The organism is Georgenia sp. X1117, assembly GCF_057784635.1.
This window is the reverse complement of the sequence record NZ_CM173492.1, coordinates 551,961-568,250: the sequence shown is the minus strand read 5'-3', so window position 1 is coordinate 568,250 and position 16,290 is coordinate 551,961. Positions and strand designations below refer to the sequence as shown.

Sequence of the window (16,290 nt, the reverse complement as noted above, 5' to 3'; positions counted from 1 at the left end):
GGGTGCGATCCGGCCGAGGGCCGGGCCACGCCGTCGGGCGGGCCCCGGGCGCGGGTGAGATCCGAGCGAGGGCCGGGCCGCGCCGTCGTGCGGGGGCAGGACGGATGTCCACCCCGGCGCGCGACGGTGCCACGATGTGCGGGTGCTCCTGCGACTTCTGAGGTTCTACCTGCGCCCGCACGCGCGGACGCTGGGCGCGATCCTGCTCCTGCAGCTGATCTCCACGCTGGCCGCGATGATGCTGCCGAGCCTGGCCGCCGACGTCATCAACGACGGTCTGCTGCAGGCCGACGCCGACGCCGTCGTGCGGATCGGGCTGACCATGCTCGGCATCTCCGCGGTCCAGATGGCCGCCCAGGTCACCACCGCCTTCCTCGCCGCCCGGATGGCCGCCCGCGCCGGCGGGGCCGTACGCCGCGGGGTGTTCGCCAAGGTCCAGCGGCTCTCGGTCGCCGAGGTCTCCACGATCGGTGCTCCGTCGCTGGTCACCCGCTCGACCAACGACGTCCTCCAGGTCCAGATGCTCACGCTCATGGGCTCGATGTTCCTCGTGATGTCACCGCTGATGATGGCCGGCGGCATCGTCATGGCGGTCCGCGAGGACCCGCCGCTGTCCTGGCTCATCGTGGCCGCGGTCCCGGCCCTGCTGCTCGTCATGCTGACGGCGATCCTCCTCGCGCGGCCCCTGTTCGAGGTCGTCCAGAAGCGCATCGACCGCATCAACCGGCTCATGCGCGAACAGGTCTCCGGCGTCCGCGTCATCCGGGCCTTCAACCGCCAGGGCACGCAGCGCCGGACGTTCGACGCGGCCTCCCGCGAGCTCGCCGGCACGCAACGGCGGATCGGCGTGATCTTCGGGATCACGTTCCCGCTGGTCCAGCTGCTCATCATGGGTGGACAGGTGCTCGTCGTCTGGTTCGGCGGGCTGCGCGTCGACGCGCAGGAGATGGAGATCGGCTCGATCGTCGCCTTCCTCAGCTACCTGATGTTCATCTTCATGTCCGTGATGTTCTCGGTCATGCTGCTGATGATGGTGCCGCGCGCCGCGGTCTGCGCCCGCCGCATCGTCGAGGTCCTCGACATGACCCCGGCGATCGCCCCGCCGGCGCAGCCCCGGCCGATCGGCGCCCGTGCGGCGGGTCGACGGGTCGAGCTCATCGACGCGACCTTCGGCTACCCCGGCGCGGACGAGCCCGTCCTGGACCGGGTGAGCCTCACGCTCGAGCCAGGCACGACGACGGCGGTCGTCGGGTCCACCGGGTCCGGCAAGACGACGCTCGTCAACCTGCTGCCCCGCCTGCTCGACGTCTCCTCGGGGGCGGTGCGGCTCGGCGGGGTCGACGTCCGTGGCGCCGCCCTGCCCGACGTGCGTTCCCGCGTCGCGCTCGTCCCGCAGCAGGCCTACCTGTTCGGCGGGACCGTGCGGTCCACGCTCTCGCTCGGCTCCGGCCAGGTCCCCGACGAGCGGCTGTGGGAGGCGCTCGACGTGGCGCAGGCGGCCGGGTTCGTGCGCGACCTCGACGAGGGGCTGGACGCCGGCGTGGAACCGGGCGGGCAGAACTTCTCCGGCGGCCAGCGGCAGCGCCTCGCGATCGCCAGGGCCCTCGTCCGCGGCGGCGAGGTCTACGTCTTCGACGACGCGTTCTCCGCCCTCGACATGGCGACCGACGCTCGGCTGCGCGCCGCGCTGCCGCGGATGACGGCGGGTGCGACGATGCTCGTCGTCGCCCAGCGCGTCTCCACCGTGCGGGACGCCGACCAGATCGTCGTCCTCGACGCGGGCCGGGTCGTCGGCGCCGGTACCCACGACGAGCTGATGGCGAGCAGCGAGACCTACCGCGAGATCGTCCTGTCCCAGGTCTCGGCGGAGGAGGCGGCATGAGCCAGCAGCATCCGATGCCCGGTGCGAAGCCGGCGAACTTCGGCACCACGATCCGGCGCCTGCTGGCCGAGATGCGCCCCGAGCGCCTCGCGCTGCTCGTGGTCGTCCTCCTCGGCATCGCCTCCGTCACGCTGTCCGTGCTCGGGCCCCGGTACCTCGGTGAGGCGACCGACGTCGTCGTCGAGGGGTTCGCCAGCCGACTCATCCCCGACGGCGTCACCCTCGACCAGGCGATCGACGGCCTGCGCCAGTTCGGCCGCGACGAGATGGCGGACATGCTTGCCGCCATGCCGGGCCTCGAGCCCGGCGCCGGACTCGACCGCATCGAGCTCGCGCGCTCGCTCGGGATCGCGCTCGGCGTGTTCGCCGGCGGGGCCATGGCGATGGCGGCGAACATGCTCATGCTCAACGTCATCGTCCAGCGGGTCGGCGTGCGGCTGCGGGCCAAGGTGCAGGCCAAGGTGGACGCGATGCCGCTCGCCGAGCTCGACCACCGCTCGCGCGGTGACCTGCTCTCCCGGCTGACGAACGACATCGACAACATCACGCAGGCCCTCAACCAGACGCTGTCCCAGCTCATCACGTCGGTGCTGACGATCGTCGGTGTGCTCGCGATGATGGTGTGGATCGACTGGCGGCTCGCGATCGTCGCCGTCGTCACGGTGCCGGTCTCCGCGGTGATCATGGGCGTCGTCGCCAGGCGGGCGCAGCCCCACCACGTGGCCAACTGGAAGGCCACCGGTGAGGTCGGCGGGACCGTGGAGGAGGCCTTCACCGGTCACCAGCTCGTCCAGGCGTTCGGCGCCGAGGATGAGTTCGGCACGCGGTTCGTCGAGCAGAACGACCGGCTCGTCGCCGCAGCCGACCGCTCGCAGTTCCTCTCGGGCACGATGATGCCGCTCATGCAGTTCGTCTCGAACATCTCGTACGTCCTCGTCGCGGTGCTCGGCGTGCTGCGCGTCTCGCAGGGCGGCGTCACCATCGGCGAGGTCCAGGCCTTCGTCACGTACGCGCGCCAGTTCGGGCAGCCCATCGGGCAGCTGGCCGGGATGGCCGCGCTCGTGCAGTCCGGCGGCGCGTCCGCGGAGCGCGTCTTCGAGCTGCTCGACGCCGACGAGATGGAGCCCGAGCACGCTGACCCCAGGCGGGTGGAGGAGGTGCGCGGCGACGTGCACTTCGAGGCCGTCGACTTCCGCTACGTCGACGACGTCCCGCTCATCACCGGCCTCGACCTGCGGGCCAGGCCGGGGCAGACGGTGGCGATCGTCGGTCACACCGGTGCCGGCAAGACGACGCTCGTCAACCTGCTCATGCGCTTCTACGAGGTGCGCGGCGGCAGGATCCTCGTCGACGGCGTCGACACGCGCGAGATGACCCGCGACCACCTGCGCAGCCACATCGGCATGGTCCTGCAGGACGCCTGGCTGTTCGAGGGCACCGTCGCGGAGAACATCGCCTACGGGCGGGACGGGGCCACCCGTGAGGAGGTCGAGGCCGCCGGTGCGGCCGCGAGCGTGGACCGGTTCGTGCACTCGCTGCCCGAGGGCTACGACACGGTCATCGAGGAGGACGGGGGCGGGGTCTCCGCAGGAGAGCGGCAGCTCATCACCATCGCTCGGGCCTTCCTCGCCGAGCCGTCGATCCTCATCCTCGACGAGGCCACCAGCTCGGTCGACACCCGCACCGAGGTGCTCGTCCAGGAGGCCATGGGGCGGCTGCGGGAGGGGCGCACGGCCTTCGTCATCGCCCACCGACTGTCCACCATCCGCGACGCCGACACCATCCTCGTGATGGAGGACGGCGCCATCGTGGAGCAGGGCACGCACGAGGTGCTGCTGGCCGCCCGCGGTGCCTACCACCGGCTCTACCGCTCGCAGTTCGTCGGGGCGATGGCGGAGGACGACGGCGGTCCCGCTGCCGGGCCGGGCTCCTGACCGATCAACCAGGAACGTCTCCTATCAACCCACACTGTCGGTTGACTCGTCGGTCAACCCGTTGACAGGTCGAAGGTAGACGCGCGGGAGCGGGGTGGACGCTCGGGAGAGGGCGGGAATACCCGGCGTCGTGCCCGCGCTGTCCCGGTTGTGAGCGATGCACCCGCCGACCGGCGTCCCGATCTGTCCGTCCTCGAGCTCGTCGGCCGCGCGGAGGGGTCCTCGCCGGCGCAGGCCATCGAGAACGCCATGCGGGCTGCCGAGGAGGCCGACCGGCTGGGCTACTCGCGCTACTGGTTCGCCGAGCACCACAACACCGCGACCTTCCTGTCCTCGGCCACGATGGTGCTCATGGCGCTCGCCGCCCAGCGCACGAGCCGCATCCGCATCGGCTCCGGCGGCGTCATGCTCCCCAACCACCCGCCCCTGTCGGTGGCCGAGCAGATCGGCACCGTCGCCCAGGTCGCCCCCGGCCGCGTGGACCTGGGGCTCGGGCGGGCGCCGGGCACCGACCAGGTCACGGCCTCGCTGCTGCGCCGTGGTGACGCCGACCCGCAGTCCTTCGCCCGCGAGATCCTCGCCCTGCGCGGCTACTTCTCCGAGGCCAACACCGCCCCGAGCTCGCGGGTGCGCGCCGTCCCCGCCGGCGGGACCGAGGTGCCGATCTGGGTCCTCGGCTCGTCCCTCAACGGCGCCTCGATCGCCGGCCAGCTCGGCCTGCCCTTCTCCTTCGCCTCGCACTTCGCCCCGCAGGCGCTCGCCGAGGCGGTCGGCGTCTACCGGGCGCAGTTCTCCACCGAGGCCCCGACGGCGCAGATCGACGCCCCCCGCCTCATGGTCGGGGTCAACGTCGTCGTGGCCGACTCCGAGGCGGAGGCGCGGCGGATCTTCACCACCCACCAGATGATGGCCGCCGGCATCGTCACCGGCGCGCGCGAGCTGCTCCAGCCGCCGGTGGACGACATCACCACTGTCGTCCCGCAGCGGGTCCTCGACGCGACGGCGAACATGCAGGCCGTCTCCGCGATCGGTACGCCCGAGCAGGTGGTCGAGAAGCTCGACGGTATCGCCGAGGCGACCGGCGCCGACGAGATCATCACCGTCACCTACGCCTACGACCCCGAGGTGCGCCTGCGGTCGATGGCGATGCTCGCCGAGGCCTGGGGTCTGCCGGCCGCATAGGGAGCGGGCGCGCCCCCCAGGGCCCACGCCACGAGCGTCGGCCCGCCAGCTCAGACGATGACCGGTCAGACGGTGACCGGGCGGCCCACGCCCACCGGCGTGCTGGAGGGCTCGAGGCGGATGATGATCGCCTTCGACACCGGCGTGTTGCTGCCCAGGGCCACCGAGTCCAGGGGCACGAGCACGTTGGCCTCGGGGAAGTAGGCGGCCGCGCAGCCCCGCGCCGTCGGGAAGGCCACGGTGCGGAACCCCCGCAGCACCCGGTCGGGCTGGCCGGGCCACTCGCTGAAGATGTCGACGGTCTGTCCGTCGGCCAGGCCGAGCTCGGCGAGGTCCTCCGGGTGCACGAAGATGACCGACCGGCCCTTCCTGATGCCGCGGTAGCGGTCGTTGAGGCCGTAGATCGTCGTGTTGAACTGGTCGTGCGAGCGCACCGTCTGCAGGATGAGCCGCCCCGGCGGACACTCGATCGGCTCGAAGGTGTTGACCGTGATCCGCGCCTTGCCGGTGGCGGTGTCGAACCGCCGCTCGTCGCGCGGGGGATGGGGCAGCACGAAGCCGTCGCGCCTGCGGGTCTTCGCGTTGTAGTCCTCGCAGCCGGGCACCACGCGGGAGATGTGGTCGCGGATGACGTCGTAGTCGTCGCGCATGGCGAGCCAGTCGATGCCGTACCGGTCGCCGAGCGTGGCGTGGGCGAGGCCGGTGACGATCTCGACCTCGGAGCGCACGTCGTCGGAGATCGGCGGGATCCTGCCGTGCGAGGCGTGCACGGCGCAGACCGAGTCCTCGACCGTGACGTACTGCGGGCCGCTCGCCTGCAGGTCGACCTCCGTGCGCCCCAGGACCGGCAGGATGAGCGCCTCCTCGCCGGTGACGACGTGGCTGCGGTTGAGCTTGGTGGACATCTGGACGCTCAGGCGGGCCTTGCGCATGGCCGCCTCGGCGAGGGTGGTGTCCGAGATGGCGCCGAGCAGGTTGCCGCCGAGGGCCGTCCACACCTTGATCCGTCCCTCGTCGAGGGCGCGGATGCCGCCCACGGAGTCGACCCCGTGCTCGCGGGGCGCCTCGAACCCGAACTCCTTGCCCAAGGCGTCGAGGAACGGCTGCGGCATGCGTTCGAACACGCCCATGGTGCGGTCGCCCTGCACGTTGGAGTGGCCGCGGATGGGGGAGGCCCCGGCCCCGGGGCGGCCGATGTTGCCGCGCAGGAAGAGCAGGTTGAGCATCTCCTGGATCGTGGCGACGCCCTGGCGGTGCTGGGTGATGCCCATGGCCCAGGCGATGATCACCCGGTCCGCGGCGATGTAACGCCCGGCGAGCTCGTCGATCTCGGCGGCGCTCAGCCCGGTAACCCGCTCCACCTCGCGGTCGTCGACCTGGGCGACGTGCTCGGCGAAGGCCTCGAAGCCGTCGCAGGAGCCGTCGAGGAACTCGTGGTCGAGCACGGTGCCCGGCGCGGCCGCCTCGGCCTCGAGGACGCGCCTCGAGAGCGCCTGCATGAGTGCCATGTCCCCGCCGGAGCGGATCTGCAGGAACTGGTCGGCGATGGTCACGGCCTTGCCGACGTACCCGCGCACCCGCTGGGGGTCCTTGTAGCCGATGAGCCCGGCCTCGGGCAGCGGGTTGATCGCGACGACCTGCGCGCCGTTCTCCTTGGCCTCCTGCAGGGCGGTGAGCATCCGGGGGTGGTTGGTGCCCGGGTTCTGGCCCATGATGATGATGAGGTCGGAGCGGGCGAAGTCGTCGTAGCTGACGGAGGACTTCCCGATGCCCACCGAGTAGGACATGGCCTCGCCCGTGGACTCGTGGCACATGTTCGAGCAGTCCGGCAGGTTGTTCGTGCCGAGGGCGCGGGCGAAGAGCTGGTAGGCGAACGCGGCCTCGTTCGAGGCCCGGCCCGAGGTGTAGAAGGCGGCCTCGTCCGGGTCGTCGAGGGCCCGCAGGTGCTCGGCGACGATCTGGTATGCCCGGTCCCAGGTCACCGGCTCGTAGTGGTCGGAGCCGGCGGGCTTGTGGAACGGCTCGGTGAGGCGGCCCTGCTGGCCCAGCCAGTACTCGGTCCTCTCCTCGAGCGAGGTGAGGGAGTGCTCGGCGAAGAAGGACCGCGGGACGGTGAGCGGGGTGGCCTCCCAGGTGACCGCCTTGGCGCCGTTCTCGCAGAACTCGGCGGTCTTGCGGTGCGCGGGGTCGGGCCACGCGCAGCTCATGCAGTCGAAGCCGTCCTTGTGGTTGATCGCCGTCAGGAGCTTCGCGGTGCGGCCCAGGCCCATCGTGCGCACGGCCGGCGCCATCGAGTGCAGCACCCCGCCGAGGCCGGCGGCGTACTCCTTCGGCTCGGAGACCTCGAGCTCGGCGTCGGAGAAGTCCTCGATCGGTGCCTTCGGCGTCATCGCTCAACCACCTTGTCTCCCGCGGACGCATGTGTGGCCGACGCTACCGCCACGGCGCCGTCGGGCTCTGTCACCCGGGCGGGTGCATCGTTCGTGATCCGGTCCGGCCGGGTGTAGACCACCATCGACCCGCCCCGCAGGAAGCCGACCAGCGTCAGGCCGGCCTCCTCGGCGAGGTCGGCGGCCAGCGAGGAGGGGGCCGAGACGGCGGCGACCATGGGCACCCCCGCCATGAGCGCCTTCTGCGTGAGCTCGAAGCCCGCCCGGCCGGAGAGCATGAGGACGAGCCCGCGCCCCGGCAGGCGGCCGTCGAGCAGGGCCCGGCCGAGGACCTTGTCCACCGCGTTGTGCCGGCCCACGTCCTCGCGCAGGACGAGCAGCTCGCCGCTCGCGCCGTCGAACAGGGCCGCGGCGTGCAGCCCGCCGGTGCGGTCGAACACCTTCTGCCTCGCGCGCAGCAGGTCGGGGAAGGCGGCGAGGCGGTCGGCGTCGATCGCCAGCGGGTCGTCCTCGACGACGAACCGCCCCTGGGTGCGCACCGCGTCGATGCTCGCCTTCCCGCACAGGCCGCACGACGACGTCGTGTAGAAGGTCCGCGCCAGGCTCGGGTCGGGCGGCGGCCAGCCCGCGGCGAGCGTGACGTCGAGGATGTTGTAGGTGTTCGGCTCGCCGTCCGCGGCGCAGTGGATGGTGCTCGCCACGTGCTCGCCGTGGTGGACGACGCCCTCGGACAGGAGGAACCCCGCGGCGAGCTCGACGTCGTGGCCGGGGGTGCGCATCGTCACGGCCAGGGCGGTGCCGGCCACGCGGATCTCCAGGGGCTCCTCGACGGCGAGGTGGTCCTCGCGCCGAGAGGTCGGTCCGCCCGCGCTCAGGCGGGTGACGCGGCGGCGGGCGACGATGCGGGACACCGTTCGTGGATAGCACGCCGCCCGGGCGCGGACAACCGTCCCGTCCCGGTGCGGGCCGGTCGCCCGCGGCGGGGGTGGCCGCCGACGTCGGACAATGCTCCCGTGCACCTTCCCGTCACCGACCTGGCCGACCCGCGACTGCGCGACTACCGCGACCTCACCGACGTCGCGCTGCGCGTGCGCACCGAGGAGCCCGCGGGGCTGTACATGGCCGAGTCGACCACCGTCATCACCCGCGCGATCGAGGCCGGCCACCGGCCCCGGTCCGTGCTCACCGCGCCGCGATGGCTGGGCGACCTGGCCCCCGTGCTCGAGGCCGCCACGGGCGCCGAGGACGGGGGAGAGGTCCCGGTGTTCGTCGCCGAGGAGGACGTGCTGCGCCAGATCGTCGGCTTCCGGCTGCACCGCGGGGCGATCGCGGCCATGCACCGACCCGCGCTGCCGGCGCTCGAGGACGTCCTCGCGCCGGCCGGCCGCCCGGCCCCGCGGCGCATCGCCGTGCTCGAGGACATCGTCGACCACACCAATGTCGGCGCGATCGTGCGCAGCGCGGCCGCCCTCGGCGTCGACGCCGTGCTCGTGACCCCCAGCTGCGCCGACCCGCTCTACCGCCGTGCGGTGCGCGTCTCGATGGGGACGATCTTCCAGGTCCCCTGGACGCGGCTGACCACCTGGCCGCACGGCGCCGACGGCGTCGGGGCGCTGCGGGCGGCGGGGTTCACCGTCGCCGCGGCCTCGCTGTCGGAGCGGTCGGTCTCCCTCGACGACGTCGCCGCGGACCCGCCGGAGCGGCTCGCCCTGGTTCTGGGCTCGGAGGGGCACGGGCTCAAGCCGCGCACGCTCGAGGCCGTCGACCTCGAGGTCGTCATCCCGATGTCCGGCGGCGTCGACTCGCTCAACGTGGCCGCGAGCTCGGCGGTGCTGTTCTGGGCCACGCGCACGCGCTGACCCGGGCCGAGCAGACTTCCGCCGTGCACACCGAGCGACGACGGAGGTCGTCGCCGCCACGGTGTCCCCACAGGGCGTCCCCGCCCCGCCAGGTCCACAGAGCCGGGGCCACACGTGCTCGCCGGGAGCCGACGATCGGCAGTCTTCCTCGTGCGGGGCGAGGCGCTCCGAGGACGGAGGACGAGATGACCGAGGTGAAGGTCCTGGGCGGCGGGAGCGCTATCCATGGCAGGGGTGGGTGGTCGATCGACGCCGGCATCTGGGAGCTGGTGGGTGAGCACATGCCGGCCGGGCGTGCGCCGTGGTTCGACGACGAGGGTGAGCTGCTCCCGATCGGGTGGCGCCAGGGTGCCGCGTTCTCCGCCGACGTCCCGTTCGTCATGCCGTTCGAACGGTTCTCCTTCCTCGACGGGGCGTGTGCCGCTGCGCTCCTCGACCGGCTGCCCGACTCGCAGCTGGACGCGAGCGAGGGGGGTGCGCCGACGCTGCGGTCCGCACTACGGGCGACGGCCGCTCACCCGGACAGCCTGTTCCTCCACGGGTGGGGGTTCATCCCGGGTGTCGCCACCGAGGGCGTCGTGCTGACCGGGTTGACGGCGTTCGTCGCCGACGGCTTCGGTGTGGGCGAGCACGAGTACTGCCACCGTCACGAGCGCTCGATGGTGTGGGGCTCGGTGCTGGAACGCTACGACCTCGACGGCACGGTGCCGCCCTCGCGGACCGCCGCGTGCACCGATTCGCGGACGGGGATGCACGGGTGGACGCTCTCCTGGGGCGACCCGAGCGCCACGTGAGAGCCGTCAGACCCCGCCCGCGTACCCGAGTCGGCGCCAGGCCTCGTAGGTGGCGACGGCCGCCGAGTTCGACAGGTTCATCGAGCGCACCCCCTCCCGCATGGGGATGCGCACCCGGGCGGTCACGCGGGGGTGGGTGAGGATCTCCTCGGGCAGCCCGGTGGTCTCCGTGCCGAACATGAGGGCGTCGTCGGGGCCGAAGGGCACGTCGCCGAGGCCGAGCTCGCCCCGCCCCGTCATCGCCCACAGCGACCCGGCGCCGGCCTCGTCGAGGGCGGCCAGGCACGCCTCGAGGTCGGCGTGGACGTGGGTGTCGGCGAGGTCGTGGTAGTCCAGGCCGGCGCGCCGCAGGTGGGCGTCGGTCAGCTCGAAGCCCAGCGGCTCGACCAGGTGCAGCCGGGCGCCGACGCCGGCCGTCATGCGGATGGCGTTGCCCGTGTTCGGCGGGATGAGCGGGTGGACGAGGACGACGTGCAGCACCGGGGCATCCTGCCAGGCCGCCCGGGGCCGCACAGCCCGGGGCCGCACAGCCCGGGGCCGCACAGCACGGGGGCCGGTCGCGACGACGTGCGTCGCGACCGGCCCCCGGCCGTGCGTCAGCGCTGGAACGTCGGCGTGATCAGACCCCGGGCGATCGTGTGGAACACGGCCTGGAAGGCCACCTGGGTCGGCGTGGCGTCCTCGTCGAGCTCGAGGGTGTCCACGTCGAGGGCGTGCACGGCGAAGACGTAGCGGTGCGGACGGTCGCCCTCGGGCGGGTAGGGGCCCGCGTAGGACAGCTCGCCGCCGTCGTTGCGGACGTGGAAGGCGGCGCCGGGCAGCATGAGGTCGGACTCGCCGGCGCCGGTGGGCAGCTCGGTCACGCCCGTGTCGAGGTCGACGACCGTCCAGTGCCAGAAGCCCGACGGCGTCGGGGCGTCCGGGTCGAAGCAGCTGAGCAGGAAGCTGCGGGTCTGCTCGGGGAAGCCCGACCAGGTCAGGTGCGGGGAGACGTTCTCGCCCGACCCGGCGAACCGGGGGTCCATCGGCTGACCGTCGGTGACGTCGGTCGAGGTCACCGTGAGGTCGGGCACGGTGGGCAGCTTGTCGTAGGGGTGCTGGGCGAGCGGGCGGTCGAGGTTCATGACGGTCCTTTCCCTCCGGGGCCGCGCCTCGGGGCGCACCACCAACCTAGAGGTCGGGCGCCCCGGCCGTCGCCCCGACGCGCGAGAGGCCTGGTGCGGTGTGGGTGCCCCGCCCTAGCATGGAGATCGAACGTGCGTTCGAACAAGGGAAGGGGTGTCGATGTCCGAGGGGCGGCTGGAGCGGCTCGCTACGGCACGGTCCGCGCTCGCCCGCGCCGAGGCGGCCACCGGGCTGCGCGCGCGCCTGCGGGTGGTCGGCGGCTCGGCGGCGGGCGGTGGGGCGCCCGACGGCAGGCCGCTCGCCGTCGTCGGGGACGCGGCCGGGACTGCTCCCGACGGCGCGGCGCACCCGGGAGGGGCGCACCCGGCAGCGGTCGGTCCGAGCGGTGCGGGGGAGCCCGGGGCGGTGCGCGTCGACGCCGAGCACCTGCCCGTGCCCGCCGCGCTCGCCCCGCTGCTGCCCGCCGGCCTGCCCCGCGGCACGGTCACCCGCGTGACCGGCTCGACCGCCCTGCTGCTGGCGCTCGCCGGCACCGCCTGCGGCGAGGAGGGCTGGGCCGCGCTGACGGCGATGCCCGACGTCGGGTGGCGGGCCGCCGCGGCCGCCGGCCTGCCGCTGGACCGGGTCGTCGTCGTCCCCGACCCCGGGCCCGGTGCACCGGCCGTGCTCGGTGCGCTCGTCGACGGCGTCGAGGTGCTCCTGGTGGGCCGCTGCACGGCGATGGCCCCGCGGGACCGGCGCTCGCTGCTGTCCAGGCTGCGGCTGCGCGGCTCCGTGCTGCTGACCGCCCACGCCTGGGAGGGGGCCGACGCCGTGCTCTCCGTCCACGGACGCTCCTGGCAGGGGCTGGCCCCGGGGCGCGGGCTGCTCACCGCCCAGCAGGTCGACGTGGCGATCGACGGCCGGCGCGGGGCGGCGGCCGGCGGGTCGGTGCGCGTGCTGCTCGGCGCCGACGGGGTCTCCGCCCTACCCGCACGGGACGGCGAGCGAACGGCGACGTCGGGTGCTGCGCCCGCACTCCGGGCGGTGGGCGCATGAGGGACGGGACCGCCACGGGGAGCGCCGACGTGGCGCTCGACCTCGAGAGGCTCGGGCTCGACGGGTCCGACCTCGCGGGGCCGGGTGCTGCGTCGCCCGGGGCCGCGGGGCCGGCCGGCACGCGCGGCACGGATCTCGGCGTCGGCCCCGGCGTCGAGGAGGAGGACCCGCCCGGTACGCCCGGGCCGCCGGCCGTGCGCCGGGTCGTGCTGTGGGTGCCGGACTGGCCGGTCGCCGCCGCCGTGGCCGAGGGGCTGGTCGGCGTCGGCGACCCGGTCGCCGTCCACGACCAGCGCGCCGTGCTCGTCACCTCGGTGACCGCCCGGCGCTCGGGCGTGCGGCGCGGCATGCGCCGGCGCAGCGCCCAGCAGGTCTGCCCCGCGGTCACGCTCGTCGCCGCCGACCCCGTCCGCGACGCCCGCGCCTTCGAGCCCGTGGCGCAGGCCGTCGAGGGGATCGTCGCCCTCGTCGAGGTGCTCCGCCCGGGCCTGGTCACCTTCCCCGCCCGCGGCCCCGTCCGCCACGCCGGCGGCGAGGAGGCGCTCGCCGAGCAGCTCGTCACCGCCGTCGCCGAGGAGACCGGCGCCGAGTGCCAGGTCGGCCTCGCCGACGGCACGCTCGCCGCCACCCTCGCCGCCCGCACCGGCGTGGCCGTCGCGCCCGGGCCACGGGCGACGGTGGAGTTCCTCGCCGCCCAGGACGTCGGCGTCCTCGCCCACGCGACCACGAGCGCGCACACCGCCCGCGCCACCGCCGAGCTCGTCGACGTCCTGCGCCGCCTCGGCCTGCGCACCCTCGGGGCGCTCGCCGCCCTGGAGACCGCCGACGTCTCGGCCCGCTTCGGCCCCGTCGGCCTCGCCGCCCACCGGCTCGCCCGCGGGCTCGACGCGCGCCCGGCCGCCGGCCGGCGCCCGCTGGAGGACGTCACCGCCTCGACCGTCCTCGACCCGCCGGCCGCGCGCAGCGACGTCGCCGCCTTCGCCGCCCGCGCCCTCGCCGAGGACCTGGCCGAGCGGATGCGACGCCGCGGGGTGGTCTGCCGGCGCCTCGAGGTGCGCGCCGGTACCGAGGACGGTGCCGAGCTCGCCCGCACCTGGGGCCTCGACGGGCCGCCGAGCGCCGCCGAGCTCACCGACCGGGTGCGCTGGCAGCTCGAGGGCTGGCTGTCCGGCCGCTCGGGCCGGCCGCCCTCGGCGCCGCTCAACCGGCTCACGCTCGTCGCCCAGGAGGTCACCCCGGCCGGCGCGCTGCAGGACGTGCTGTGGGGACCCGGGCGGCGCGGCCGCCTCCAGGCCGAGCGTGCCGCCCTGCGCGTCCAGGGGCTGCTCGGCCCCGAGGCCGTCCTCGTCCCCGTCCTCCAGGGCGGCCGCGACCCCCGCTCGACCACCCGCCTCGTCGCCTGGGGGGACGAGGCGACGCCGCTGCGCCGCCCCGACGCCCCCTGGCCCGGCGCCACCCCCGACCCGTGGCCCGCCACCGTGCTCGCCGAGCCCCGCCCCGTCCGGGTGCTCGACGCCGACGGCGCGGACGTCCGCGTCGGCGCGCGCGGGCTGCTCGGTGCCGACCCCGCGCAGGTGCTGCTGGCCGACGAGCCGCGCCGGATCGCCGGCTGGGCGGGCCCGTGGCCGGTGGTCGAGCGCTGGTGGGCGCGGAGCAGGGGAGCGGCCCCCGTGGACGCGGCGATCACGGACCGCGACCGCGTCTACCTGCAGGCCCGGCTCGTCGGCGACCGGCCCCAGGCCGTGCTCCTCGTGGGCACCTCCGACGGCTGGCTGCTCGACGCCGTCTACGACTGATGGGGCGGCGACGTCGGGAGAAAGACCGCGACCCGCCGGCCGGTCCCGGCTACCGTGCGGGCCATGTCCCAGGCACGCGGGGACACCCCGCCGACGATCGTGCTCCTCCACGGCGCCTTCGCGAGCTCCTTCGCCTTCGCCCCGCTCCAGGCCGAGCTCGCGCTCCACGGCCACCGCTCGCTCGCCGTCGACCTGCCCGGCCACGGTTTCGGGGCCACCTACCCGGCCGCCTACCAGTCGCCCCAGGACCTCGAGGCGCTCACCCGGGTGCCGGGCGGGATCCGCGGCGTCACCCTCGCCGACAACGTCGAGCACCTCGTCGGCGTCCTCGAGCGCGCCCGGCAGCACGGGCCGGTCGTCCTCGTCGCGCACAGCCGCGGCGGGATCACGGCCACCGCGCTCGCCAACGCCCGGCCCGACCTCCTCGACCGGCTCGTCTACGTCGCGGCCTGGGCGCCGGTCGACCTCGACGTCGCGGCGTACTACGCCGAGCCCGAGATGGCGGGCGCCGACGCCGCCGGCCTGGCGGGCGCGCTCGTCGGCGACCCGGCGCACCTGGGCCACCTGCGCGCGAACTTCCGCACCGCGGACTCAGGCACGCTCGCCGGGCTGCGGGCCGCGATGCTCGCCGACGGCACCGACGACGAGCTGCGCACGGTGCTGTCCACCTTCCAGCCGGACGAGAACCTCGACGCCGGCACTGCCGACGACCGCGCCCGGGCGGCCACCTGGGGCACCGTCCGGCGGACCTACCTGCGCCTCGAGAAGGACGCGAGCATGCCGATCGCCATGCAGGACAGGCTCGTCCGTGAGGGCGACGCGCTGACCCCGGACAACCCCTACGAGGTCCGCACCCTGCCCGGGAGCCACATGATGTGGCTCGTGCGCCCGGGCCCGGCCGCCGAGATGCTGGCAGGCATCGCCGACGCCGTGTGACCGGCGGTCCGCCCGGACGGCGCGCCGGCAGGGGCGACGGGGACGGCAGCCCGAGCGCCCGTCCTGGCCCGTCGTGCCGGCGCGCGGCACGGCAGTGAGGGCGGGATACCCTGCGCTGTGGTGGGGGCCGGCCCGAGCGGTGCCACCGACAGGACCGTGCCGGGACGTCAGGCGGATGAAGGTGCGCGTGGCTCGGTGCGGAGCCTGAGGGGAGGTGGTGCGCGATGGAGGTCGCGCTGCTCGTGCTGGTCGGCATGCCGCTGCTGCTGCTCGCCCTCGGCGTCTCGATCATGGTGCGGGCCGTCGCCTCGCTGCGGGAAGCCTCCGTGCCCCGCGCCGCCGGGATCCTCCGGATCGTCGCAGGGGCCGGCGTGACGCTCTGCGCGCTGCTGCCCGTGCTCGGGCTCGTCGTCGAGATGCACTACAGCGTGGTGACGTTCCCCCTCCTCGGTCTGCTGGGGGCGGCGGTCTGGGGCACCCTCTTCCTGGCCGCGGCCGCGATCGTGGAGGGCGTCGCGCGACGCAGGAGGCCGTGGCACGAGCGCTGAGTGGCGCGTGCCGGCCGCCGCTCGGCACACCGCGACATCGCGCGGCGCAGGAGGATAGCCTCGGCGGTACCCGCCATCCGCCAGGAGGAGAGCCATGACCCAGCAGGACGCGCACGCTCGCTCGGGCTCCGTCGTCGGACGCCCCGGACCCGACTCCGGACGTCTGCCGCACGCCTCCTCCCCGGACTCCGCGGGCCGGCCGACCCTGCCGGGTCCCTCGGTCAACCCGAACTCGGCCTGGGCGCCGGCCTCGGCGGCGACCCCGCTGCGCGCGGAGGACGTGCGCCGCGAGGAGCCCACGGGTGTCTTCGGCGACCTGCCGGGCGCCGCCGTCGCCGGGGGAGCGGTCGCCGCCTGGATGGCCCTGCCCGACGTCCTGCACGGGCGCGGGGGGCGCGCGGTGGTCAAGCTGGGGATCCTTGGCGGGGTGACCGCCTGGGGCATCGTCCGCGAGCGCGCCCGCAAGGCGAAGCTCCCCAAGGGCGTCGTCACCTTCGGCGCCAACCGGCCCCGGCCGCACGCGCCCGACCGCGAGTCGCGCGCCGGCAAGATCTCGCGCACCGCCGTCTACGGCGCGGCGGCGCTCGCCACGCTCGTCGTCGTGGACTCGATCGGCCACCAGAGCGCGAAGTTCCTCGGTGCCCGCGGCATCCCCGCGCCCCACACCCTGCTCGGCCTGGCGGCCGGGGCGGCGACGGCGGTCGGCGTCACCTCCACGCGCTGACGGCGCGACCCGCCGGGCCCCGCGGCGCCGCCTCGAGGGGGCGTGCGCGGGCCGCGTGGGTGTCGGACCTCCCGGCTAGGAT

At 74.7% G+C, this 16,290-nt stretch carries 14 protein-coding genes; 10 read left to right on the top strand and 4 right to left on the bottom strand.

The window, feature by feature from the left end; genetic code table 11:
* Positions 1 to 142 precede the first annotated feature (142 nt).
* The 3 genes from AC3D3D_RS02525 to AC3D3D_RS02515 all read left to right on the top strand — a co-directional run bounded on the left by AC3D3D_RS02525 (position 143) and on the right by AC3D3D_RS02515 (position 4,998).
* The gene (locus tag AC3D3D_RS02525) at positions 143 to 1,882 is read left to right on the top strand and encodes an ABC transporter ATP-binding protein (RefSeq protein WP_463662301.1); all 1,740 of its coding nucleotides are present in this window, start codon (positions 143 to 145) and stop codon (positions 1,880 to 1,882) included.
* Positions 1,879 to 3,816 (top strand): ABC transporter ATP-binding protein, encoded by a 1,938-nt coding sequence (locus AC3D3D_RS02520; protein ID WP_463662300.1) that lies wholly within the window; start codon positions 1,879 to 1,881, stop codon positions 3,814 to 3,816. Before AC3D3D_RS02525 ends, AC3D3D_RS02520 begins: the two co-directional genes overlap by 4 nt.
* Before the next feature lie 150 nt (positions 3,817 to 3,966).
* Positions 3,967 to 4,998, top strand: coding sequence for an LLM class flavin-dependent oxidoreductase (locus AC3D3D_RS02515; RefSeq protein ID WP_463662299.1), 1,032 nt, complete (start codon positions 3,967 to 3,969; stop codon positions 4,996 to 4,998).
* Between the two features lie 65 nt (positions 4,999 to 5,063).
* Here the strand turns inward: AC3D3D_RS02515 and AC3D3D_RS02510 are convergent, their stop codons facing one another.
* Positions 5,064 to 7,388, bottom strand: coding sequence for an FdhF/YdeP family oxidoreductase (locus AC3D3D_RS02510; RefSeq protein ID WP_463662298.1), 2,325 nt, complete (start codon positions 7,386 to 7,388; stop codon positions 5,064 to 5,066).
* Positions 7,385 to 8,299, bottom strand: coding sequence for a formate dehydrogenase accessory sulfurtransferase FdhD (gene fdhD, locus AC3D3D_RS02505; protein ID WP_463662297.1), 915 nt, complete (start codon positions 8,297 to 8,299; stop codon positions 7,385 to 7,387). Before fdhD ends, AC3D3D_RS02510 begins: the two co-directional genes overlap by 4 nt.
* Positions 8,300 to 8,401: 102 nt before the next feature.
* Here fdhD and AC3D3D_RS02500 point away from each other — a divergent pair, with 102 nt between their 5' ends.
* Both AC3D3D_RS02500 and AC3D3D_RS02495 read left to right on the top strand, forming a co-directional pair.
* Positions 8,402 to 9,247 carry a TrmH family RNA methyltransferase gene (locus AC3D3D_RS02500; protein ID WP_463662296.1) on the top strand — a complete coding sequence of 282 codons (846 nt, stop codon included), beginning with the start codon at positions 8,402 to 8,404 and terminating at the stop codon, positions 9,245 to 9,247.
* 185 nt (positions 9,248 to 9,432) lie between these two features.
* The gene (locus tag AC3D3D_RS02495; protein ID WP_463662295.1) at positions 9,433 to 10,041 is read left to right on the top strand and encodes a hypothetical protein; all 609 of its coding nucleotides are present in this window, start codon (positions 9,433 to 9,435) and stop codon (positions 10,039 to 10,041) included.
* Positions 10,042 to 10,047: 6 nt separating this feature from the next.
* Here AC3D3D_RS02495 and AC3D3D_RS02490 read toward each other — a convergent pair whose 3' ends face one another.
* Both AC3D3D_RS02490 and AC3D3D_RS02485 read right to left on the bottom strand, forming a co-directional pair.
* Positions 10,048 to 10,461, bottom strand: coding sequence for a tRNA (cytidine(34)-2'-O)-methyltransferase (locus AC3D3D_RS02490; RefSeq protein WP_463662337.1), 414 nt, complete (start codon positions 10,459 to 10,461; stop codon positions 10,048 to 10,050).
* A 176-nt stretch (positions 10,462 to 10,637) separates the two neighbouring features.
* On the bottom strand, positions 10,638 to 11,165 hold the full coding sequence (locus tag AC3D3D_RS02485) for a YbhB/YbcL family Raf kinase inhibitor-like protein (RefSeq protein WP_463662294.1): 528 nt from the start codon (positions 11,163 to 11,165) through the stop codon (positions 10,638 to 10,640).
* A 160-nt stretch (positions 11,166 to 11,325) separates the two neighbouring features.
* Here AC3D3D_RS02485 and AC3D3D_RS02480 point away from each other — a divergent pair, with 160 nt between their 5' ends.
* The 5 genes from AC3D3D_RS02480 to AC3D3D_RS02460 all read left to right on the top strand — a co-directional run bounded on the left by AC3D3D_RS02480 (position 11,326) and on the right by AC3D3D_RS02460 (position 16,208).
* Positions 11,326 to 12,204: a hypothetical protein gene (locus AC3D3D_RS02480; RefSeq protein ID WP_463662293.1), complete on the top strand. Its 879-nt coding sequence runs from the start codon at positions 11,326 to 11,328 to the stop codon at positions 12,202 to 12,204.
* Entirely contained in the window at positions 12,201 to 14,000 is a 1,800-nt protein-coding gene (locus tag AC3D3D_RS02475; RefSeq protein ID WP_463662292.1) for a DNA polymerase Y family protein, read from the top strand. The genes AC3D3D_RS02480 and AC3D3D_RS02475 overlap by 4 nt, the downstream gene beginning before the upstream one ends.
* A gap of 63 nt (positions 14,001 to 14,063) precedes the next feature.
* Complete coding sequence (locus AC3D3D_RS02470; RefSeq protein ID WP_463662291.1) at positions 14,064 to 14,936, top strand: alpha/beta fold hydrolase; 873 nt, start codon at positions 14,064 to 14,066, stop codon at positions 14,934 to 14,936.
* 224 nt (positions 14,937 to 15,160) lie between these two features.
* Complete coding sequence (locus tag AC3D3D_RS02465; RefSeq protein WP_463662290.1) at positions 15,161 to 15,484, top strand: hypothetical protein; 324 nt, start codon at positions 15,161 to 15,163, stop codon at positions 15,482 to 15,484.
* A gap of 94 nt (positions 15,485 to 15,578) precedes the next feature.
* Complete coding sequence (locus tag AC3D3D_RS02460) at positions 15,579 to 16,208, top strand: hypothetical protein (RefSeq protein ID WP_463662289.1); 630 nt, start codon at positions 15,579 to 15,581, stop codon at positions 16,206 to 16,208.
* Positions 16,209 to 16,290: the final 82 nt, after the last annotated feature.

Excerpts from the sequence above, each read along its gene's own strand:
- AC3D3D_RS02520 (WP_463662300.1), top strand. The coding sequence starts at position 1,879 with ATGAGCCAGCAGCATCCGATGCCCGGTGCGAAGCCGGCGAACTTCGGC.
- AC3D3D_RS02510 (WP_463662298.1), bottom strand. The coding sequence starts at position 7,388 with ATGACGCCGAAGGCACCGATCGAGGACTTCTCCGACGCCGAGCTCGAG.
- AC3D3D_RS02495 (WP_463662295.1), top strand. The coding sequence starts at position 9,433 with ATGACCGAGGTGAAGGTCCTGGGCGGCGGGAGCGCTATCCATGGCAGG.
- AC3D3D_RS02490 (WP_463662337.1), bottom strand. The coding sequence starts at position 10,461 with ATGACGGCCGGCGTCGGCGCCCGGCTGCACCTGGTCGAGCCGCTGGGC.
- AC3D3D_RS02485 (WP_463662294.1), bottom strand. The coding sequence starts at position 11,165 with ATGAACCTCGACCGCCCGCTCGCCCAGCACCCCTACGACAAGCTGCCC.
- AC3D3D_RS02480 (WP_463662293.1), top strand. The coding sequence starts at position 11,326 with ATGTCCGAGGGGCGGCTGGAGCGGCTCGCTACGGCACGGTCCGCGCTC.
- AC3D3D_RS02475 (WP_463662292.1), top strand. The coding sequence starts at position 12,201 with ATGAGGGACGGGACCGCCACGGGGAGCGCCGACGTGGCGCTCGACCTC.
- AC3D3D_RS02470 (WP_463662291.1), top strand. The coding sequence starts at position 14,064 with ATGTCCCAGGCACGCGGGGACACCCCGCCGACGATCGTGCTCCTCCAC.
- AC3D3D_RS02465 (WP_463662290.1), top strand. The coding sequence starts at position 15,161 with ATGGAGGTCGCGCTGCTCGTGCTGGTCGGCATGCCGCTGCTGCTGCTC.
- AC3D3D_RS02460 (WP_463662289.1), top strand. The coding sequence starts at position 15,579 with ATGACCCAGCAGGACGCGCACGCTCGCTCGGGCTCCGTCGTCGGACGC.